Origin of the sequence: Roseateles rivi, from assembly GCF_043555845.1 — a bacterium.
GTDB classification, from domain to species: Bacteria; Pseudomonadota; Gammaproteobacteria; order Burkholderiales; family Burkholderiaceae_C; genus Roseateles; species Roseateles rivi.
Map to the genome: position 1 here is coordinate 215528 of NZ_JBIGHZ010000002.1, position 20914 is coordinate 236441.

Here is a 20914-nt window from a genome sequence, read left to right on the forward strand (position 1 = left end):
CTCGACACAAGCAAGCGCCCTTCGGGGCGCTTTTTTGTTGCCCTGTCGCGACATGCTGCTGCGCCGCATGGCACCTGGCAGACCGGGCCAATTTCCGCCGCTGATCGGCGCACTTCGGGAGGCGCAGTGACCTGCCTGGCTAGCGCATATCCGCTTTCGCGTTGACGCCCACCCCCCTAGTTCGGTGGTCTACCTCGCGCCTTGCCCCACGAATACTGCAACTTTCTGGCGGCACTGCACCGGCCACACCGGTGCTCGGACGCCCCCGATAGGCCACAAGTCTGGAGAACAACCGCATGAAGTTCAAGCAAACACACATCAGCGTCGGCGTCATGCTGGCCCTGGCTTCCGGTTTCGCACTGGCTCAGCAGCAGTCGCTGGAAAAGGTCGTCGTGACCGGGTCGTCGATCAAGCGTCTTGTCGACACCGACTCCGCCCTGCCCATCTCCGTGATTTCGGCTGAAGAGCTGCGCGCCACCGGCGTGAACACGGCCGAAGGCGCGCTGGCCAAAATTGCTGCGAGTCAGTCCATGACCGGCAGCTCGCAAACCATTGGCTCGGGTACGGGCGGCGCGGCCTATGCCAATCTGCGCGGCTTGGGGGCCAACAAAACGCTGGTGCTGCTCAATGGCCGACGCGTCGCCTCTTTTGCTTTCAGCTCCGCAGGCGTGGACCTGAACTCCATCCCCTTTGCCGCGCTGGACCGTGTGGAAGTGCTGCGTGACGGCGCTTCGGCCATCTACGGCACGGATGCCATCGGTGGCGTGATCAACTTCATCACGAGAAAAGACTATCAAGGCGCAGATGTCGCCCTCAGCTACGCCAAGCCACAAGACGAAGGTGGTGTGAAGAAGGGCTGGACGCTCTCCGGCGGGTTTGGTGACCTGGAACGCCAGGGCTTCAATTTGTGGGCCTCCATCGACCGCCAAGACAATGAGCGCATTCGCGCCATCTGGCGTGATTTCGCGGCAACGGGTGTGATTCCTGATCGGGGCTTGATCAAAACATCCGGCACCACCTTCCCAGCCAACCTCAGCCAGGGCAGCATTTCCGGCAACCCCACCTTGGCCGCGGGCTGCAAGCCTCCGTTCTCGCTGCCCCTGTCGGCGACAGCCTGCCGTTTCGATTACACGGCCTTCATCGACATCGTGCCCGACACCCTGCTCACCACGGGTCTGGTCAAAGGCACGGCCAAACTCGGCAACACCTATGTGTCCTTGGAGCACATGGCCTCCAAGAACGAAAACACAGCACGCGTAGCACCTGACCCCGTCACTGGTCTGCAGGTGCCCATCACCAGTCCCTTCTACCCCAACACCTTCCCCGGGCTCGATCTGACCAAGCCCGTCACCGTTGGGTGGCGGATGATTCCCGCAGGGGCACGCACCAGCAAATCAATGGTGGATGCGCAACGCACCGCACTGACCGCCGAGGGCAATTTCGGTGACTGGGACTACCGAGCGGGTTTGTTGCAGGCCACCAGCAAGGGTCGTCAAGCCATCACCGACGGCTACGTCAACAAGTCCATCATTGCCAAGGGTGTGACTGACGGCAAGCTCAACCCCTTTGGCGAGGCTGACGCAGCGGCCCTGGAGTTGATCAATTCGGCCAAGATCAACAGCGATTACTCGCACGCCAAAGGCAAAACCACGTCGCTGGACTTCAATGTCTCTGGCAGCGTCGGGCGACTCGCCGGAGGCCCCATTGGGGTATCGGTCGGCACGGAATACCGCCGCGAGACCTACAGCAATGACACGGTGGATGAGATCGTCAACAACGTGCCTTCACTGGGGGCTTCGGCCTACCACGTGGGCGGCAGCCGCAAAGTCACGGCGCTGAGTGCCGAAGTATTGCTGCCGTTGCACAAGGCCGTGGAGGTCAGCCTGGCGGGCCGCTTTGACAAGTACTCGGACTTTGGCTCCACCTTCAACCCCAAAGTCGCGGTGCGTGTGACCCCCGTGCATGGGGTGAACATCCGCACGTCCTACAACACAGGCTTTCGCGCGCCGTCCTTGGACGAAATCTACGGGCCCCAAAGCATCACCTACACCGGCGATCCGTACAACGATCCTCTGCTCTGCCCAGGCGGTACGGTGGCCCCCGGCGGCGTAGCCTCTCGCGACTGCGACCAGCAAGCTCAGCTGTTGACAGGTGGCAATCTGGCCCTGAAGCCTGAGAAGTCCAAGACCTTCTCCCTCGGGGTGGCCTTTGAGCCGGTCAAAGACCTGACGGCCTCCATCGACTACTGGAACATCCGCATCACCGACTCCATTTCGTCGGTGGCAGAGCAAGCACTGTTCGACAACCCCGCCAAATACGGCAACCGCTACTTCCGCTGCAAGGACTTGCCTGCCGCCACCCAAGCCTTGGTTGACCGCTGCCAAGGCGAATGGGTCGACTCCAATGCGTTGGGCTATGTGAAATCGCTCAATGACAACTTGGGCGGCGTGAAGACCGATGGCTTTGACCTGGCCCTGGGCTACGGCTTCAAGTCCACTGCGGGGCAATTCCAAGTGGGCATGGAAAGCACTTATGTGCGCAGCTATCAGTACCAGCGCGACAAGGGTGACCCCTATATCCAAAATGCCGGGAAATATGTCGATTCCAGCCCGGTGCTGCGGTGGAAGCACGCTGTCACAGGAAGCTGGAAACAAGGCGACTTCGGCGCCAACTTGGGCATTCGCTACAACGCCGGCTATGACGATCAAAATGCTGTTGAGGCCATGTACGTCAACCGCGTGAAGGCCTACACCCTGACCGACCTTGCGCTGAGCTACAGCGGGCTGAAGTACATCAAGCTGACCTTGGGCGTGAACAACCTGTTCGACGCCAAGCCCCCATTCAGCAACCAAGGCACCACCTTCCAGCAGGGGTACGACCCCCGGCTGAGCGATCCCTACGGACGGACCTGGACCATGCGCCTGAGCGCAAAGTACTGAGTCCCTACGCAGGATCTCAATAGCGACCGCCAAGCGCCCTCCGGGGCGCTTTTTTGTTGCCACTCAACAACAAAGCATGACCCCTCACGGGGTGGGCCAACCAGACAGTCAGAGATTGACGCCTCAGGCACAAATTCCTAGCAATTTCAAGACCTTAGCGTGGTCAGAAATTCTTGGTTTGCTGTCACAAACGGTCCTTGATTCATCCGAAGACTGGTGGATTCACCTACGCAATCACCCGAGACCCCCCCTGAATACTGGGGCTCTGGTGCTTGAGTTGCAGCTGCATGTCCTTGCAGTTCGGCAACTGAAGCAAATGGCTCAATTCAGCATTCCGCTTCGGAGTAGTTGTCATGAAGTTCAAGAAGTCCCACATCAGCGCTGGCGTCATGCTGGCCATGGCCGCAGGCCTGTCTCCGTACGCCATGGCCCAGCAACAGCTGGAGAAGGTTCAAGTCACGGGTTCGTCGATCAAGCGCATTGTCGACACGGACACCGCCTTGCCCATCTCGGTGATCTCTGCCGATGAACTGCGCTCAACGGGCATCAACACCGCCGAAGGCGCACTGGCCAAAATCGCCGCCAGCCAGTCCACGCAGGGCAGCTCGCAAACCATTGGCTCGGGCACCGGCGGGGTGGCTTACGCCAACCTGCGTGGGCTGGGTGCCAATAAAACGCTGGTGCTGCTCAACGGCCGCCGCGTGGCGTCCTTTGCCTTCAGCTCGGCTGGCGTAGACCTGAACTCCATTCCCTTTGCCGCACTCGACCGCGTGGAAGTGCTGCGTGACGGCGCCTCGGCCATCTACGGCACGGACGCCATTGGTGGGGTGATCAACTTCATTACCAAGAAAGACTACCGTGGGGGCGACGTCGCCTTCAGCTATGCCAAGCCCCAGGACGAAGGCGGCGTGAAGAGAGGTCTGACCCTTTCTGGCGGCTTTGGCGATCTAGAGAGTCAAGGCTTCAATCTGTGGGCCTCGGTGGACCGCCAAGACAACGAGCGCATCCGCGCCATTTGGCGTGATTTCGGGGCCACTGGCCTGATCCCCGAGCGCGGCGTGCTCAAAACGTCGGGCACCACCTTCCCTGCCAACCTGAGCCAGGGCGAAATCGCTGGCAATCCCACGGCCGCAGCAGGCTGCAAGCCGCCGTTTTCGGTGCGCCTGACGCCCACGGCCACCACGTGCCGCTTTGACTACACGGCGTTCATCGACATCGTGCCCGACACCCGCCTGACCACCGGCCTGATCAAGGGCACGGCCAAAGTGGGTGATCACTACATCTCGCTGGAGCACATTGCCTCCAAGAACGAGAACACCGCGCGCGTGGCGCCAGACCCGGTGACCGGGGTGAGCGTACCCACCACCAGCCCTTACTACCCTTCCACCTTCCCCGGCCTGGATCTCACCAAGCCTGTGACGGTGGGCTGGCGCATGACCCCAGCGGGCGCACGCACCAACAAGTCCATCGTCGACGCCCAGCGCACCGCGCTGACCACCGACGGCAGCATTGGCAACTGGGATTACCGTGCCGGATTGCTGCACGCCACCAGCAAGGGCAAGCAGACCATTGTTGACGGCTATGTCAACAAGTCCCTCATTGCCAAGGGCCTTGCCGACGGCAAGCTCAACCCCTTCGGCGACGCCGATGCCGCCGCGCTGGCCCTGATCGATGCGGCCAAGATCCGTGACACCTATTCCCGCGCAACGGGCAAGACCACCTCGTTTGACTTCAACGCCTCCACGTTGCTGGGCAAGCTGCCCGGTGGTCAGCTGGGTCTGTCGGTGGGCGCGGAGTACCGCAAGGAGTCTTACCGCAACGACTCGGTGGATGACATCGTCAACAATGTGCCCTCTCTGGGCGCGTCGGCCTATCACGTTGGCGGCAAGCGCAATGTCAGCGCACTGAGCACGGAATTCCTGGTGCCCATCGTCAAGGAGCTGGAACTGACGGTGGCGGGTCGGATCGACAAGTACTCGGACTTCGGTTCGACCTACAACCCCAAGATCGCGTTGCGCTTCACGCCCATCAAGTCGCTGAACATTCGCACCTCCTTCAACACGGGCTTCCGCGCACCATCGCTGGATGAGGTGTTTGGTCCGCAAGCCATCACCTACACCCAAGACCCCTACGACGATCCGCTCCTGTGCCCCAACGGCAAGGTGGCCAATGGCGGCCTGGCAACGCGTGATTGCGGGCAGCAAGGTCAGCTGCTCACGGGCGGTAACCTGAACCTCAAGCCTGAGAAGTCCAAGACCTTCTCGCTGGGTGTGGCCTTCGAGCCGGTGAAGGACCTGACTGCCTCAGTGGACTACTGGAACATCCGCATCACCGATTCCATCTCAGCCGTGGCGGAACAAGCCCTGTTCGCGGACCCCGCCAAGTACGCCAACCGCTACTTCCGTTGCAAGGACTTGCCCGCAGCGACCCAAGCCCTGGCTGACCGCTGCCAAGGTGAATGGGCTGGCTCCAACGCGCTGGCCTATGTGAAGGCGCTCAATGACAACCTCGGCGGCGTCAAGACCGATGGCTTTGACTTGGCCTTGGGCTACGGCTTCAAGTCCGCCCTCGGCCAGTTCCAGCTGGGTCTGGAAAGCACCTATGTGCGCAGCTATGAGTACCAACGTGACAAGGGCGACCCCTATGTCCAGAACGCGGGCCGGTATGTGGATTCCACCCCGGTGCTGCGCTGGAAGCACGCGCTGTCCAGCAGTTGGAAGCATGGCGACATCGGCGCCAATGTGGGTGTCCGCTACAACTCGGGCTACGTGGACCAGAACGCGGTCGCTGCCCAGTACTTCAACCACGTCAAGGCCTACACCCTGACGGATGCATCGGTCACTTACAGCGGCATCAAGTTCCTCAAGTTGACCTTGGGCGTGAACAACCTGTTCGACGCCAAGCCCCCGTTCAGCAACCAGGGCACCACGTTCCAGCAAGGCTACGACCCCCGCCTGACCGACCCCTACGGCCGGACCTGGACACTGCGCGCTGCAGCCAAGTTCTAAGCACTCGGTTCTCCACCAGCCCCAAGCACACCGCACACCGCGGTGTGCTTTTTTCATTTCTGGGCCGCCACAATGCGGGCCCGGGTCTGCCGCACTGGGTTTGGCGGGCCGCATGAAGAGCCCGCCGTGGTGTTGTGATGCCCACCCTTCTCGACCAGCTGGAGCTGGTGCTGCAGCTGCTGCAGCAGACCTGCGTTTTTTTGGTGATTGCCTGGCTGCTGGCGCAAACGCCGCTGGCTGCGCCGCTGTTGCAGCTGCAGCCGGGGTGGCGGCGCCTGTGGGCGTGTGCGGCGGTGTTCACGGGGTTTTGCCTCTTGGGCACCTGGCTGGGCCTGCCGGTGAACGACTCGCTGGCCAATATCCGCGCCATTGGCGCGGTGCTAGGGGGCTGGTTGGGTGGGCCGGTGGTGGGGCTGGGCGTGGGCTTGGCGGGGGGATTGCACCGCTACAGCCTGGGCGGGCCCACGGCGCTGGCCTGCATGGTGGCCACGGCCATCACGGGTTTGCTGGCGGGGCTGGCGCACGCCCTGCTGCGCGCGCAGGGGCGCGAGGCCTGGCTGTGGCGCCCCATGCTGGTGGGCCTGGCGGCCATGTTGGCCGAAGCGCTGCAGATGGGCTTGATCCTGCTGCTGACCCAGCCGCGCGACACCGCCTGGGCCGTGGTGCGCGCGGTGGCCGCGCCCATGTTGCTGGCCAACAGCCTGGGCGCAGCGGCCTTTATGCGCATGCTGCTGGACCGCCAGGCCATGGCCGAGCGGCTGCGCCAGGCGGTGGCCGTGCGGGCGCAGCAGCAGCTCTTGGCCCAGGCCGAGATCCGCCTGCTGCACGCGCAGGTGAACCCGCACTTTTTGTTCAACGCGCTCAACACCCTGGCGGCGGTGATACGCCAAAACCCGCCGCGCGCACGCGAGCTGGTGCAGCATCTGGCGGACTGGTTTCGCAGCAACCTCAAGCGCCCGCAGGAGGACGCCACGCTGCAGGAGGAGTTCGCCCATGTGCGCGCCTATCTGGAGATTGAGCAGGCGCGCTTTGGCCAGCGCCTGCAGCTGGAGCTGGCCTTGCCCGAGGCGCTGAGCCACGTGCGGCTGCCAGCGTTTTCGCTGCAGCCGCTGGTTGAAAATGCCATCAAGCACGGCTGCTCGCAGCGCCTGGAGGACGGCGTGCTGCGGCTGTGGGCCGACGCTGAGGGTGCCTGGGTGCGCGTGCATGTGCAGGACAACGCAGGCCTCTACCGTGCGCCCGCGCCGGGCCATGAAGGCCTGGGGCTGAGCCTGGTGCACAAGCGCTTGCAGGCCCGCTTTGGCAACACAGCCGGGCTGAGCGTGCGGTGCGAGCCGCTGCAGCACACCTGTGTGACCCTGACCTTGCCCCTGCCATGAGCACCACCGCCCTGATTGTTGACGACGAAGCCCCGGCCCGCGCCGAGCTGCGCGCGCTGCTGGCCGAGCACCCGCACATCGAGGTGGTGGGCGAGGCCGCGCACGCCGTGGAGGCGCTGCAGCTCATCCACCGCCTGCGCCCACAGCTGGTGTTTGTGGACATCCAAATGCCGCGCATCAGCGGGCTGGAGCTGGCGCGCATGCTGGACCCGCAGCAGCTGCCCGCGCTGGTGTTTGTGACGGCGTTTGACCAGCACGCGCTGGAAGCCTTTGAAGCGCAGGCCCTGGACTACTTGCTCAAACCCGTGGCGCCGCAGCGTCTGGCGCGCACCCTGGCACGCCTGGCGCAACAGCCGGCCACTCCCCAGGCCACCGGTCAGGCGCTCGAGGCACTGAGCACGCTCGCGCCGCTGCGCACCCTGCCCTGCCACGGGCACCAGCGCATCGTGCTGCTGCCGCTGGCCGAGGTGGACCATGTGCATGCACGCCTCTCGGGCGTGTACCTGGTGGCGCAAGACGGCGCCGAACACTTCACCGAGCTCACGCTCAAAACCTTGGAGCTGCGCACGCCGCTGCTGCGCTGCCACCGCCAGCACCTGGTGCACCCCGAGCGCATCCGCGAGATCCGCTTGCTCGAAGGCGGCGCGGCCGAGCTGCGCACCGCGGCTGGGCATCTGGTGCCGGTGAGCCGCCGCTACCTCAAAGCCGTGCGCCAGGCCCTGGGGCTGGAATAGCGCAGCGACACGCTCGGACTTGGAAGATTCCAGGGTTTTCACTAGTATTGATCGGGTTGAGCCCTTGCCGCTGCGGCGCTGGGGCCGCACCGCTCAAAGCGCCTGGCCCACCGCTGGGTGCTTGATTTCAACCACTCACCACAGCCCCGAAGAAGGCCGGACCCCTGCCCTCTAGCATCGCGCCCTTCGCTGGGACCGCCACCAGACAGCGCTGCCGTGGGCAGGCGCCAAGGCGGTCTCGCCCAACCGATTAAAAGCATTGATTGCAAAAGGAGCTGCATGAACGCGCTCAAGACTTGGGGCATTTGGCTGGTGGTCGCGCTGATGGGCGCTGGTGCCTTTGCGGCGCTGGCCCTCTCACGCGGCGAAGCCGTCAACGCCGTCTGGCTGGTGGTGGCGGCCGTGTGCTGTTACAGCATCGCCTACCGCTTCTATTCCAAATTCATTGCCGAGAAGGTGTTCCGGCTGGACGACTCGCGGCCCACGCCTGCGGTGCGCCGCAACGACGGGCTGGACTACGTGCCCACCAACAAGTGGGTGCTGTTCGGCCACCACTTTGCCGCCATTGCCGGTGCAGGCCCGCTGGTGGGCCCCATCCTGGCCGCACAGATGGGCTTTTTGCCGGGCACCATCTGGATTCTGGTCGGCGTGATGCTGGCCGGTGCGGTGCAGGACTTTTTGGTGCTCTTCATCTCCACGCGGCGCGACGGGCGCAGCCTCGGAGAAATGGCCAAGCAGGAGCTGGGCACGCTGCCGGGCTTTGTGGTGATGCTGGGCGCGCTGGGCGTGATGGTCATCATCCTGGCCGCGCTGGCCCTGGTGGTGGTCAAGGCGCTCAAGGACAGCGCCTGGGGCGTGTTCTCCATCGCCGCCACCATCCCCATCGCCCTGTTCATGGGCGTGTACATGCGCTATTTGCGCCCGGGGCGCATTGGTGAGGTGTCCATCATCGGCTTTGTGCTGATGATGGCGGCCATCATCTTCGGCGAAGACATCGCACGCCACCCGACCTGGGGCCCCTTCTTCACCATGAACGGCTCGCAGCTGACGGTGGCGCTGGTGATCTACGGCTTTGTGGCCTCGGTGCTGCCGGTGTGGCTGCTGCTGGCGCCGCGCGACTACCTCTCGACCTTCTTGAAGATTGGCGTGATCGTGGCGCTGGCCGTGGGCATTTTGTTTGCCGCCCCCGAGCTCAAGATGCCCGCCGTGACGCAGTTCATTGACGGCAGCGGCCCGGTGTTCTCCGGCAACCTCTTCCCCTTCTTGTTCGTCACCATTGCCTGCGGTGCGATCTCGGGCTTCCACGCCCTGGTGTCCTCGGGCACCACGCCCAAGCTGGTGGAGAAGGAAAGCCACACGCGCATGATTGGCTACGGCTCCATGCTGTGCGAATCGGGCGTGGCCATCATGGCCCTGATCTGCGCCTCGGTGCTGGACCCCGGCATTTACTTCGCCATGAACTCCCCCGCGGCCGTGATTGGCACGACGGTGGAGAGCGCCTCGCAGGTGATCAACAGCTGGGGCTTTGTCATCACCCCCGAAGCCCTGGAGCAAATGGCCAAGGACGTGGGTGAGGCCTCCATCCTCTCGCGCGCCGGTGGGGCCCCCACTTTTGCCGTGGGCATGGCTTACATCATCACGGACATCTTCAACTCCAAGGCCACCATGGCCTTCTGGTACCACTTCGCCATCTTGTTCGAGGCGCTGTTCATCCTGACCGCCGTGGACGCGGGCACCCGTGCCTGCCGCTTCATGGTGCAGGACACGGTGGGCGTGATCGTGCCGGGCGTGGCCAAGAGCACCTCCTGGACGGGCAACCTGCTGGGCACGGCCGTGGCCGTGAGCGGCTGGGGCTTCTTCGTCTACCAAGGCGTGAACGACCCGCTGGGCGGCATCAACACGCTGTGGCCGCTGTTTGGCATCGGCAACCAGATGCTGGCCTCCATGGCGCTGCTGCTGGGCACCGTGGTGCTGTTCAAGATGAAGCGTGACCGCTATGTCTGGGTCACCATCGTGCCCACCACCTGGCTGTTCATCACCTCCATGACGGCGGGCTGGCAAAAAATCTTCCACGAGAACCCCAAGATCGGTTTCCTGGCACAGGCCGAACGCTTCCAGAACGCCATCAACGAAGGCGTGCTGCTGGCCCCGGCCAAGAGCGTGGCGGACATGGAGCGCATCGTCTTCAACAACCAGATCAACGCTGGCCTGTGCGCCTTCTTCATGCTGGTGGCCGTGACCATGCTGGTGGCCACCGTGGTGCACATCAGAAAAGCCCGCGCCAACCCTCTGCCCACCGCCAAGGAAGTGGGTCTGGAGCCTGGCCGTGCCTGAGTTGGGCCCCCTGCTGCAAGGCCAAGCCCGCAACGTGCTGCCCGCTGCGGGCAGCAGCGATGCGCGGCTGCAAGACGCCTACGAGCAGTACCTCAGCACGCAACGCAGCCTGCACCCGCAAGGGCAGGCCATGCCTGCGGCTGAGTTCGAGCGGCTCAGCCTGGGCTCGCAGTGGCTGGCCAATGTGCGCGATGTGACCAAAAAACTGGTGCAAACCTGTCGCCTCATGGTGGGCGTGCATGACTACGAGTACTACCTCGACCACATGCGCAGCACCCACCCTGGCGCCAAGCCTTTCAGCCGCGAGGAGTTCTACCGCTACTGCCTCGATGCACGCTTCCCTAGTGCGGGCAACGTCAACAAGTGTCCCTGCTGAGCCCGCGATCCTCCCCACCACCTCTTTGAAAGGAACCCTCATGTTCAAGCAACTCAGTGTGGCCCTGGTCGGTAGCGCCCTTGCTCTGGGCGCCTATGCGCAAGATCAGGCGAGCAAAGTGCAAGGTCTCTGGAAGCTGGTGTCCTACCAGGTCGAGACCAAAGCGACGGGAGAGTTGGATGACGTGATGGGCAAAAAGCCCACGGGCTACGTCAACTTTGGCAAAGACGGTCGCGTGTTCTTCATCCTCACCGGCGAAGGCCGCACCCCGGGCAAGAGCGACGCCGAAAACGCCAAGCTGCTCTCCACCCTGGTCTCCTACACCGGCAGCTATGAGTTGACCGACACCACCTTTGCCACCAACGTTGAAGTGGCCTGGAACCCCGCATGGGTGGGCACCAAGCAGGTGCGCAACTACAAGCTCGACGGCACACGCTTGCAGGTGCTGACCCCGTGGCGCGTGATGCCCAACTGGCCCGAAAAGGGCGAGTCACGCTCCATCGTGACCTTCGAGCGCGCAGCAAAGTAAGCATCTAGCGCTGGACTGGACGCAAGCAAAAAGGGCACCCTGTGGGGTGCCCTTTTTTCTGCTGGCTTGCCCGCGGGCCTCAGCCTCCCAACGCCTGCACGATGCGGCGCCACACGGCAGAGAACCAACCGGCCACCGGGCCTTCCTCAGCCTCCGCTGGCGCAGGTGCGGCGCGGCCAGTCACTTCCACACGCGGCAATGCCAGCGGTGACAAAGCATTCGTCATCCCGGACTGCAGCACGCTGGCCGTGACGCGGCCCTCGCTGGCCTGGGCCACCGACACCAGGTCTGCCGCGATGCGGCTGCCGTTGAGCAGCTGCGGCGCTTGACGCGAATTCGTGTTGGCGCTGCGTGACACCGAGACGTTGAGCGTGAAGCTCTTGCCGCGTGCGGCGTCCACGAACTCATGCAGCAGCTGCGACTGGTCAAAGCGGATGGACTCGGCCCAGACATTGGCGCTGTCGGCAATGCTCAGTTGCGCAGTGAGCTGCCCGAGCTTGTCGCCCAGGTCAAAAAACTCGTCCATCAAGCTGCCACGCGTCAGCTCCACACCCACCTTGCCCGGCAGCACCGGATTGCCCACCACGGCGGTGTGGCCCACGGTGATGTTGAGCGTGCTGCGCTGCGCCTGCTGCACATCCACCAGTTCATCAATGAGCTCGCCATCGACGATGTGCAAATTGCCCTCGCGCACATTGGCCGTGTTTTGCAGCGTCACGGTGATGTTGGAGTCTTGAATGAGGGACTCAATGTCCACCGCCTCATCCACCAACTCGCCCTCGCGAATGCTCAGGCGCGTGGCGCGCACATTGGCCGCATTGTCAAAGCCCACCGTCAGCGTGGAGGCCAGGTAGTCAGCGCCGTCGATGGCCTCGTCCACCAGCTCGCCCTGGTGAATGTCCACTTGCTTGGCATCCACATTGGCCGAGCCGATGAAGTCCACACGCACGCGCGAACGGTCGAACTTCTCGGCATCCACCACCTCGTCTATCAGCTCGCCCTCCCAGATGCTCAGCACATCGGCCTGCACATTGGCCACATTGCGCAGCGTGGTGCTCACGCCGCTGCTGATGATGTTCTCGGCATCCAGGGTTTCGTCGATCAAGTCACCCTCGGTGATGCGCAGCTCCTTGGTGACGACGTTGCCCACATCGGTGAGGCGGCTGTCCACCGTGCTGGCGTCCAGGCTTTGCAAGTCCAGCAGCTCGTCCACCAGCTCGCCCTCATGGATGCGCACTTGCGTGTCGGCGTTGACCTTGGCCACACGCTCCAAGCGCAGCTCAAACCACGCTTTGTGCGCCGCGCCGCCATCGACCAACTCGTCGATCAGCTCGGCGTCATCGATGTGCAGCTCCTGGCTCTTGATAGCGGCCACATCGGTGAGGTTGAGCTTGTAGTGGTCACCGTTGACCTCGCCAGTGTCCACCAGCTCATCCACCAGCTCGCCCTTGAAGATGCGCACTTGTTGCGCCGTGACATTGGCCGTGCGGTTCATATGCACCTGCACCTGCGCCTGGTTCAGCGGGCGGTCCAGCAACTCGTTGATGAGCTGGCCCGAGCCCACCGTCAGCTGCCCGCCGCTGGCGGCGCTGCGCTGCACATTGGCGCTGTCGTCCACGCGCACATCCACACAGGGCTGCTGAGCGGTGGCGTTGTCAGCCGCGGGTGAAAACAGTTGGTCGATGAGCGAGCCGCCGCCGATGTGCAGATGCGCGCCGGTCTGCGTCAACGTGACGTTGGCCGAACGGCGCACTTCCAGCTTGACGTTGGCCCCCGCACCCATGTGGCCCTGTACCAAACGGCCAATCAGCGAGGGATGGGTGTCGCGCGTTTGCTCCAGCAGCGTGCCGTCCGCCTGCAATGTGTTCTCACCCAGGGTCAGGCGCCCGCTCAAGTTCACGTTGGCCGAGTTGTCCACCAAGATGTTCAAGCTGGCGTTTGCACCCACGTTGCGCACCAGCTGCGGAATCAGCGCGCCAGCACCTTCCCAGTGCTTGGACTGCACGCTGTGGTTTTCCATATTGCACACCAGCACCGAGACCGACTCGCGCTCGGCCACATCGATGGGTTGCACATAGTTCCAAGGTGAGAACTGGCCTTGACCGCGCGCAATCAGCAGCGTGGGGGTTTGGCCCGCCAGCGACGCGCAGCTGAGCTGGGGCAGCACCGGACAAGCGCGTGGCGCTTGATAGCCGTTGGCTTGGGTGTTGGACTGCGCATTGGCGCTGAGCATCGCGCCCAGTGCCGCGACGACGAGGGAATAGGGGTACTTCATGGTCATGCTCTTTCAGTCAACGCGGCGAATCACAGGCACATTGGTGATGGATTGGGCCCCCGAGCGGTCGCGCTCCAGCACCAGGGATTTGGCGTCGCGCACCCGCAGGTCGCCCGAGCCGTCGTGCAAAAACACCTGCTCCGCGCCGCTCACATCCACCCAGCCCGAGCCGTCTTCAATGCGCAGCTGGCCCTTGAGCTGCTGCGCCGTGATGTCGCCCGCGCCATCGTTGATGCGCAGCTGGCCGTTGAAATGGCGCACGGTGATATGCCCAGCGCCATCTTGAATGCGCACCTGCGCGGCGGCACTCCAGGCGGCGTTGTTGAGCTCAATGTCGCCCCCCTCGTCATGCAGCTGCAAGCGGCCCACGTTTTCGAGAAACACAGCGCCAGCCTCGTCACTGAGCTGAACCGCCGCACCGACATGGGCCACGCGCAAACGCTGCCCCGTGCTGTGCATCTTCAAAGTCCACGCGGCAGGCAAGAACACATCCAGCCGCAGCTGAGCGGCCAGTGAAGGCTCCAGCTGCCCCAGGTCCAGCACCAAGGTTTGCCCGTGGCGTTGTAGCGCCAGCGTCGGCAGCGTCAACCCAGCGGGCCCATGCAAGCGCAGCTGCAAAGGGCCCTGATGGCCTTGCACTTGATTGAACGCGACCGCGCTGCGCACGGACAAGGCCTGGGCTGTATCAGCCGCCACATCGAGCTGAGCTTGGGCCCGAGCCAGCGGCGCGCCAAGCAGCAGCGCCGACACCAAAGCGAGAACTTTTGAAGTTTTGAGCATGGGTAATGAAGTAAGGAATCCTTGAAACATCCCAAGGACGACGCGCATTGTGCGCAAGACGCACCCTTTCAAACACCGCTCTTTTTCTGAGAATGACTTCAGTTCATAAACGCCAAGAGCGTGCCAAAGTGCCACCCTACCCCCATCAAGACACCGCACACTCGCACCGAAAGTACCTGCACAGGTATTAGGGAGTGTTGTTATGGCTTTGTCTGACTTTCGTGTGGGAACCCGTCTGCTGGCGGTGACCCTGACAGGTGCGTTGCTGACCTTGGCGGTGGGCTTGTTTGGTTTGAGCCGCCTGCAACAAGTGGCCGAGTTGCTGGACGATATGTACGCCAATCAGCTCGTGCCCATCACCACCGTGGCCAACGCCAATATGCAGGCCATCTATCAAAACCGGGCCCTCTATGCCTATGTGATCGAGACCGACCAGCGCGGCATGGTGGCCATTGGCAAGACCATGGACGACCATGTGGCCAAGATGAACGAGCTGCTGGATCGCTACCGCAAAACCGAACTGACCCCCAAGGAAGTCGACCTGCTCAAGCGCTTTGATGCAGTCTGGCCGCGCTACATGGAAGCGGCGGCGAAAGTGCAAAAAGCCAGCTATGCCGACGACAACGCGCTGGCCATGAAGATCATGCAGACCGAGGCCCTCAAGACCTTCCAGGTGGCGGACGATCTGCTGTCAGACATCGTGGACCTGAATGTCGCGCTGGCCAAAGAGGCCAACATCAAGGGAGACAGCACGGTCGAGTTGGCACGCAACATTTGCATTGGCCTCATCGTCGTGGCCATGGTGTTGTCCATCTCCGGTGGTTGGCTCATGGCACGCTCCATCACCGTGCCGCTACAAGACGCCTGCGGCCAGATGCTGCTCATCGCCAAAGGGGACCTCAGCCAACCCATTGCAAACCAAGGGCGTGACGAGGTGGCGCTGCTGCGCCAAGCCATGTGTCAGATGCAAGCTGGCCTGTCCACGGTGATCCGCTCGGTGCGCGAATCGGCAGACCAAGTCGCCACCGCCAGCACACAAATCTCCCAGGGCAACGCCGACCTGAGCCAACGCACCGAAGAGCAAGCCGGCGCCCTGCAGCAGACCTCCAGCTCCATGGTGCAGCTCAGCGGCACCGTGAGCCAGAACGTCGAGTCCGCCAATCAAGGCAACCAGCTGGCCCAAAAGGCCTCTGATGTGGCCATGGAGGGCGGGCAAGTGGTGATGCAGGTGGTGGACACCATGCGCGGCATCAACGAATCCTCGCGCCGCATCAACGAAATCATCTCCGTCATCGACGGCATCGCCTTCCAGACCAACATCCTGGCGCTCAACGCCGCTGTGGAAGCGGCGCGAGCTGGCGAGCAAGGCCGGGGCTTTGCGGTGGTGGCAGGCGAGGTGCGCTCGCTGGCCCAGCGCAGCGCCGAAGCGGCCAAGGAAATCAAAACCCTCATCAGTGCCAGCGTCGAGCGCGTGGAGCAAGGCACGCAGCTTGTGGACCAAGCGGGCAACACCATGCAAGAGGTGGTCAACGCCATCCGCCGCGTCACCGACATCATGGGCGAAATCACCACCGCCAGTGCCGAGCAAAGCGAAGGCGTGGGCCAGATTGGCACCGCCGTGACCCAGCTGGACCAGGCCACCCAGCAAAACGCCGCGCTGGTGGAGGAATCTGCCGCTGCCGCCGAGAGCCTGCGCCAGCAAGCCCAGTCGCTGGTGCAAGCCATGCAGACCTTCCGGCTGGCTTGAGGGCTTCGGCGGCGCAGCTCAGCCCTGCAGGAAGAACTCCACGGGCAGCTGCAGCTCCAGCTCCTCGGGCAGCCCGGCCGGGATGGCCGGTAGCGGCGCGGCGCGGCGCAAGGTGGCCAGCGCCGCGCGGTCCAAACCGCCATGACCGCTGCTGCGCAACAAGGCCAGCTGCAAGAGCTGGCCTTGTCGATTCAGGCGCAGGCGCACATAGCTCACACCCTGGATGCGCTGGGCGCGCTCAGCCGCCGGGTATTGCCGGTAGCGCTCCAGATGCGCCAGCACCCGCCCCTCCCAACTGTCTTGCCCGCTGCGGCTGAGCGTAGCCGCTGGCGGCAGTGCCGGGCTGGCGGCCACAGCCGTGGCTGGCAGCGCCGGTGCGGGCGCCTCAGCATGGGTATTGGGCGTGCTGGCCGTGCTGCGGCTGTGCGCCTTGGCGCTTGGCGCTGGGGCCGCTGCGGCGGGCTCCAGCACATCAGGCAACAGCGGAGCCAAGAGCAAAGGCGGAGCCTCGGGCCGCTGGGGCTGAGCCTGCGGCAAGGGCGCAGGCTCCAGCGGCGGTGCGGGCAAAGCCGCATCCAGCGGCAGCCGCACCATGATGGGCGCCGGGTGCGGCGCTTGGGGTCGGTGCTGCTCAGGCTTGTGCCAGCACAGCACAGCCAGCAGCGCACAGGGGATCGTCACGCCCAGCACGCCGGGCCAGCGCGCAGCACGCGGCCGCCAACCCCGGAGCGCTGGCCGCACTTGGCCCCTCGAGAGAGTGGGACGGGTGAGCAGGTACAGCGCCACCGCGGCCAGCACGAGCGCACTGCCCCACACCGACACACGCGGCGCCATGGCACTGGTGCCCAGCACACCCAGCCCCATGGCCATACCTGCACAGGCTGCGGCCTTGGAGCGGCGGCTCAGCGCGCCGTATTGCTGCCAGGCGCGCAGCGGTGGGCCCAGCTGCGGGTGCGCCCACAGCCAGGCCTGGGCCCGCGGCGAGGCGCGGCAAAAGCAAGCCGCCGCCGCGATGACAAACACCGTGCTGGGCAACAGCGGCAGCACGGCGCCCAGGAGCGCCAAGCCCAGGCACAGCCCACCCAGCGCCAGCAGGGGCCAGCGCAGCCAGGGTGCGAGGGTGCTCACGCCGGGCTCAGCCTGCAAAGACCGCGTCCACATGCTGGTGCACGCGCTGGAAGGCCGCACGCGCACCAGCAAACAGCCGCTCTTCTTCGACGGTGTTCAGGGGCAGGAGCTCCAGCACATCGGTGAATTGGCGCCAGTGGCGCAGCACGCCATCGGGGTGAGCGGCCAGGTGGCGCGCACCATGGTGCTCGTCCAGGCCCAGGCGTCCTGCCAGCTTGAACAGCACGGCACCGCCAAGGTTGGAGCCTTCGGCCACATACAACCAACCCATGGCCGTGGCCAGGTCCAGGCCCGCGTCCAAAGCCGGGGCGCCCAGGCGCTCGGGCTCAGCGCCGAGGTCGCGCAAGTCCTGCTCCAAAGCCTGCAGACGCTGGCGCGCCGACAAGTCCGGCACCAGGGCCTGCAGCAAGCTGTGGCGGTACAGCGCGCTGATGTCGTGATGGAAGCGGTGCTGCACGTGCAGGAACTTCAGGTAGTTGCCCACATGGACAAAGGGCTGGCTGGCCATGATGCGTTGGTCCAGCCGCTCATGCGTGGCGTGGCTGGCGGCCTTGAGGCGCAGGGCGCGCGCGGCGCTGGCCTGGGCAGCGGGGGCTTGTGCTTGCGTGTCGGTGTGCATAGAAAAGGACGGTTTGAAAGCAAGGGGGAGGAGGGGTCGCGTGGGCTTAGAAGCTCAGGCTCAAATCCACCCGCAGCGTGCGCCCTGGCGCGGGCATGGGCGACTGGGCCAGCGCGTCGAGGTGGTAGCGGTCGGTGGCGTTGTCCAGCTGCACATTGAGCTGCGCCGCCGGGCTGAGCTTGGCGCTGGCAAACAGGTCCACGGTGGTGGTGGGCAGGTAGTACTGCTGCACCGTGGTGTAGGCCGCCAAATGCCAGGGCTGGGTGAGGCGCGTGAGCGGGCGGCTGTGGTGCAGCACGCGCGTGCCCAGCGTCAGACGCTGCGCCAACAGGTGCAGGCCCAGCGTGGCGCTGGCGCTGTACTTGGGCGGGTTTTGCGTGTTGGTGTAAGCGGCTCCAAAGCCGCCGTCCACGCAATCGGGGGTCTGGGCCGTCGCATCGTTGGCACGCAGGGCTGTGGCCATCTTCAAGTCGCAGGTGCGTGCGCTCAGATGGCGCGTGCCGCCAAGCTCCACAAAGCCGCTTCGGTGCCCCCAGCTGGCCTGGAACTCCCAGCCTGCGGTGTCGAAACGGTCGACATTGCGGATGGTGTAGGCATAGGTTTGGGGGTCAAAAGTGCGGGTGATGTAGTCGTCCACGCGGTTGTTGAAGTAGGCCGCTTTGAAGGCAGCGCGGTCGCCCTGGGCCAGGAAGTTGCTGCGCTGGGTGCTGGTACCCAGCTCCCAGCTGTGGCTGTGTTCGGCGCGCGTACCGGCTGTGGGGACCGCAAAGGGGTGGCCCAAAGTGGCTTCGGCCAGTGCGGGAGCGCGCAAGCCTTCGGCGTAGCGGGCGTAGAGCTGGCTGTGCTCATCGGGCTTGAAGCTCACGCTGGCTTGGGGCGTGAAGCGCTTGGCCGTGGCGCGCAGCGGTTCACTCCAACGCCAGGCCGAGGCCTCCTTGAGCTGGAAGCTGCCGAAGGGCTTGAAGCCGTTCCAGTCCAGATCCCCCGCCACACCGCGCCGGTGCGGGCTGGCCCGCAGCGAAGCCTCGGTGAACTGCCCCTTGGCATCAGGCAACCAATAGACATAGCCATTGGCCAGGGGCTTACCGTCTTTGGTCAGCATGGCGGCGCGCACCGGGCGCTGCGCCCAGGCCGTGGCCGTGGCATTGCGGTTGAAGTCCTGCACATTCACGCTTTGATAGCGTCCGCCCAGCTGCAGCGCCCAGTGCTCGTTGGGCTGCCATTTCACCGACGCCAGGGCGCTGAACTCGCGGCGCTCGCCATAGCGGTAGAAGCGGTTGTTGCGCAAGTCCACCTCGGTGCGCGGCATGGCACGGCCCGGGCCCAGGCGCTCGTGCTGGTAGTCCAGCCCGTAGTTGAAGGTGAACTCCTGCGTGCCCACAAACAAGCGGCTGGTGTTGCCCACCTGCGCGCCCACGCGACTGTTGCGCAGCTCGGAGCGCAGCGCCCACTGGTAGGTGTCGCCCTGGGGGTCACCCAAGCCGCTGATGGGCACGGCCACCAGCGTGGGGGTGGAGCCCGCCGGGGCGTTCCACATCAGGGTGTCGCTGCGCGTGGCCCACACGGTGCTGCGCAGGTCCAGCAGGCTTTGCCCCACAGGCTGCCAGCGGTGCTGCAGGCTCAGCGCGTTTTGACGCATGCGCCCCGGCTCGAACTGGTACATGGTGTTGGGCGCCTCGGCATAGACGGTGCCACTGCCGGGCTCGGGCTCAGGGGTGCGCATGATGGCCGAGGCCATGATCTCGGCGTGGCGCGCGCGGGTGTGGCGCCAGCTCAGCTCCAGCGCATGGTCTTGGGTGGGGCGCCAGCCGCCTTTGAGCAGCAAGGAGTCGCTGCGGCTGTGGGTGTTGAGCACCTCATCACCCGCACGAAAGAGCTTGGCCACCGGCGTGCTGCTCAGGCCCGTGCCATCGGGTTTGCGCTGCGCCGTGAGGTAGCGCTGCGCGCCCTTCTCGCCCGCGAAGTAGTTGCCGGCCTCGCGGTGAACCACGGCGGCAAGCGCTTCCCACTGCGGCGTGCGCCAGGCCGCCGCCACTGAGAGGTGATGGTTGTCGAGCTGCCAGATGGGCGCCGGAGCCCTGCGCGGCACGGTGCGAAAGCCCGAGGTCGGCTCGCGGGTGTTGTCAGCCAAACCCATGCGCAGACGCACGCCCTGGTTTTGCCCCTCGGCCAGGATGTCGCTGGCCTGCAAGGTTTGCACCTGCACCACGCCGCCAATGGCGCCCGCCGCCCCCAAGTCCAGGCCCGGGCCTTTTTGAACCTGCAGCTGGCCCACCAGATCGGGGTCCAGATAGCTGCGCGTCTGCGTGCCGGTGTAGCCGCGCGAGACCTCCAGGAACTGCACCGTGCCATCCACCACCACGGGCACGCGGCCCTGGCCCTGCAGGCCGCGCACGTTCACGTCCAGCGCGTGGCCGTTGCGGGCATCACCCACCTGGATGCCGGGTTGGCCGCGCAGGATGTCGGCCGGCGAGGTGCCGCGAAAGCGCTCCACATGCTGACGGTTCAGCGCCACGCTGGAGCGGGCCTCGGTATAGACCTCCTGCGCCGACTGCTCGCTGCTGCCGTGCAGAGCCGGGCCCTGGAACAGTGCGCCGCCCGCGCCTTGCACGCGCAGCGGCCCGAGGCGGCGCGCCCCAGCCGCGCTGGGCTCGGGCACCAGCGTCAGCACGCCCTGTGCGCCGCTTTGCAGCGTCAAGCCACTGCCCACCAGCAAGGCCTCCAGCGCCTGGCGTGGGGTGTGCGTGCCACGCAGGCCCGGGCTGTTGCGGCCCTGCAGCAGCTGCGCGTCCACCGAGAAGCTCAGGCGGCTTTGCTGCGTGAACTGCGCCAAAGCCTGTGCCAGCGGCCCGGCGGCAATGTCAAAAGACTGCAGCCCCTGAGCGGCCTGGGTCGGCGCGGTGCTGGCTTGCGCCCAGACGGGCGGCGCCCACAGCACCCAAGGTGCAAGAGCCAACACAGCCAGGTGAACGGGACTGAGACGGAGGTGTCGGGTGCGGGGCTTGGAATTCATCACGCCATGAGTTGTTGTTGGATGGAGGGGGCGCGCCTGCAAGGTGCCGCACG

At 64.8% G+C, this 20914-nt stretch carries 12 protein-coding genes and 1 pseudogene; 8 read left to right on the forward strand and 5 right to left on the reverse strand.

The features are described 5' to 3' along the window. Window positions 1-296 precede the first annotated feature (296 nt). The 7 genes from ACG0Z6_RS05015 (at window position 297) to ACG0Z6_RS05045 (ending at window position 11299) form a co-directional block, all read left to right on the forward strand. Window positions 297-2939, forward strand: coding sequence for a TonB-dependent receptor (locus ACG0Z6_RS05015; RefSeq protein WP_394459079.1), 2643 nt, complete (start codon window positions 297-299; stop codon window positions 2937-2939). A 353-nt stretch (window positions 2940-3292) separates the two neighbouring features. Beyond that, on the forward strand, window positions 3293-5947 hold the full coding sequence (locus tag ACG0Z6_RS05020) for a TonB-dependent receptor (RefSeq protein WP_394459082.1): 2655 nt from the start codon (window positions 3293-3295) through the stop codon (window positions 5945-5947). 137 nt (window positions 5948-6084) lie between these two features. Continuing rightward, window positions 6085-7326, forward strand: coding sequence for a LytS/YhcK type 5TM receptor domain-containing protein (locus ACG0Z6_RS05025; protein ID WP_394459084.1), 1242 nt, complete (start codon window positions 6085-6087; stop codon window positions 7324-7326). Next, window positions 7323-8060, forward strand: coding sequence for a two-component system response regulator BtsR (gene btsR / locus ACG0Z6_RS05030; protein ID WP_394459086.1), 738 nt, complete (start codon window positions 7323-7325; stop codon window positions 8058-8060). Before ACG0Z6_RS05025 ends, btsR begins: the two co-directional genes overlap by 4 nt. Window positions 8061-8339: 279 nt before the next feature. Next, window positions 8340-10394: a carbon starvation CstA family protein gene (locus tag ACG0Z6_RS05035; RefSeq protein WP_394459088.1), complete on the forward strand. Its 2055-nt coding sequence runs from the start codon at window positions 8340-8342 to the stop codon at window positions 10392-10394. Then, the gene (locus ACG0Z6_RS05040; RefSeq protein WP_394459090.1) at window positions 10387-10770 is read left to right on the forward strand and encodes a YbdD/YjiX family protein; all 384 of its coding nucleotides are present in this window, start codon (window positions 10387-10389) and stop codon (window positions 10768-10770) included. Before ACG0Z6_RS05035 ends, ACG0Z6_RS05040 begins: the two co-directional genes overlap by 8 nt. A 40-nt stretch (window positions 10771-10810) precedes the next feature. Next, window positions 10811-11299, forward strand: coding sequence for a lipocalin-like domain-containing protein (locus ACG0Z6_RS05045; RefSeq protein ID WP_394459092.1), 489 nt, complete (start codon window positions 10811-10813; stop codon window positions 11297-11299). 79 nt (window positions 11300-11378) lie between these two features. On the opposite strand, the gene ACG0Z6_RS05050 is transcribed toward ACG0Z6_RS05045, so the two are convergent. Together ACG0Z6_RS05050 and ACG0Z6_RS05055 are read right to left on the reverse strand one after the other, a co-directional pair. Beyond that, window positions 11379-13574 carry a hypothetical protein gene (locus ACG0Z6_RS05050; protein ID WP_394459094.1) on the reverse strand — a complete coding sequence of 732 codons (2196 nt, stop codon included), beginning with the start codon at window positions 13572-13574 and terminating at the stop codon, window positions 11379-11381. Window positions 13575-13586: 12 nt separating this feature from the next. Then, a complete protein-coding gene (locus ACG0Z6_RS05055) occupies window positions 13587-14354 on the reverse strand; it encodes a DUF4097 family beta strand repeat-containing protein (RefSeq protein ID WP_394459096.1) in 768 nt (255 codons plus the stop codon). Between the two features lie 202 nt (window positions 14355-14556). Between ACG0Z6_RS05055 and ACG0Z6_RS05060 the strand changes: the two are divergent. Then, window positions 14557-16235: pseudogene (locus ACG0Z6_RS05060) on the forward strand (methyl-accepting chemotaxis protein); the annotation flags it as partial. On the opposite strand, the gene ACG0Z6_RS05065 reads toward ACG0Z6_RS05060, so the two are convergent. From ACG0Z6_RS05065 to ACG0Z6_RS05075, 3 genes are read right to left on the reverse strand one after another with little or no spacing between them, the layout of a single operon-like run. Then, the gene (locus ACG0Z6_RS05065) at window positions 16120-17262 is read right to left on the reverse strand and encodes a TonB family protein (protein WP_474104011.1); all 1143 of its coding nucleotides are present in this window, start codon (window positions 17260-17262) and stop codon (window positions 16120-16122) included. The pseudogene ACG0Z6_RS05060 and the gene ACG0Z6_RS05065 sit on opposite strands and share 116 nt — an antisense overlap. Further along, window positions 17237-17848 (reverse strand): biliverdin-producing heme oxygenase, encoded by a 612-nt coding sequence (locus ACG0Z6_RS05070; protein WP_394459102.1) that lies wholly within the window; start codon window positions 17846-17848, stop codon window positions 17237-17239. The genes ACG0Z6_RS05065 and ACG0Z6_RS05070 overlap by 26 nt, the downstream gene beginning before the upstream one ends. Window positions 17849-17894: 46 nt before the next feature. Further along, a complete protein-coding gene (locus ACG0Z6_RS05075) occupies window positions 17895-20861 on the reverse strand; it encodes a TonB-dependent receptor (RefSeq protein ID WP_394459104.1) in 2967 nt (988 codons plus the stop codon). Window positions 20862-20914 lie beyond the last annotated feature (53 nt).

Excerpts from the sequence above, each read along its gene's own strand:
- ACG0Z6_RS05070 (WP_394459102.1), bottom strand. The coding sequence starts at position 17,848 with ATGCACACCGACACGCAAGCACAAGCCCCCGCTGCCCAGGCCAGCGCC.
- ACG0Z6_RS05025 (WP_394459084.1), top strand. The coding sequence starts at position 6,085 with ATGCCCACCCTTCTCGACCAGCTGGAGCTGGTGCTGCAGCTGCTGCAG.
- ACG0Z6_RS05015 (WP_394459079.1), top strand. The coding sequence starts at position 297 with ATGAAGTTCAAGCAAACACACATCAGCGTCGGCGTCATGCTGGCCCTG.
- ACG0Z6_RS05075 (WP_394459104.1), bottom strand. The coding sequence starts at position 20,861 with ATGAATTCCAAGCCCCGCACCCGACACCTCCGTCTCAGTCCCGTTCAC.
- ACG0Z6_RS05045 (WP_394459092.1), top strand. The coding sequence starts at position 10,811 with ATGTTCAAGCAACTCAGTGTGGCCCTGGTCGGTAGCGCCCTTGCTCTG.
- ACG0Z6_RS05035 (WP_394459088.1), top strand. The coding sequence starts at position 8,340 with ATGAACGCGCTCAAGACTTGGGGCATTTGGCTGGTGGTCGCGCTGATG.
- ACG0Z6_RS05050 (WP_394459094.1), bottom strand. The coding sequence starts at position 13,574 with ATGAAGTACCCCTATTCCCTCGTCGTCGCGGCACTGGGCGCGATGCTC.
- ACG0Z6_RS05020 (WP_394459082.1), top strand. The coding sequence starts at position 3,293 with ATGAAGTTCAAGAAGTCCCACATCAGCGCTGGCGTCATGCTGGCCATG.
- ACG0Z6_RS05055 (WP_394459096.1), bottom strand. The coding sequence starts at position 14,354 with ATGCTCAAAACTTCAAAAGTTCTCGCTTTGGTGTCGGCGCTGCTGCTT.
- btsR (WP_394459086.1), top strand. The coding sequence starts at position 7,323 with ATGAGCACCACCGCCCTGATTGTTGACGACGAAGCCCCGGCCCGCGCC.
- ACG0Z6_RS05065 (WP_474104011.1), bottom strand. The coding sequence starts at position 17,262 with ATGTGGACGCGGTCTTTGCAGGCTGAGCCCGGCGTGAGCACCCTCGCA.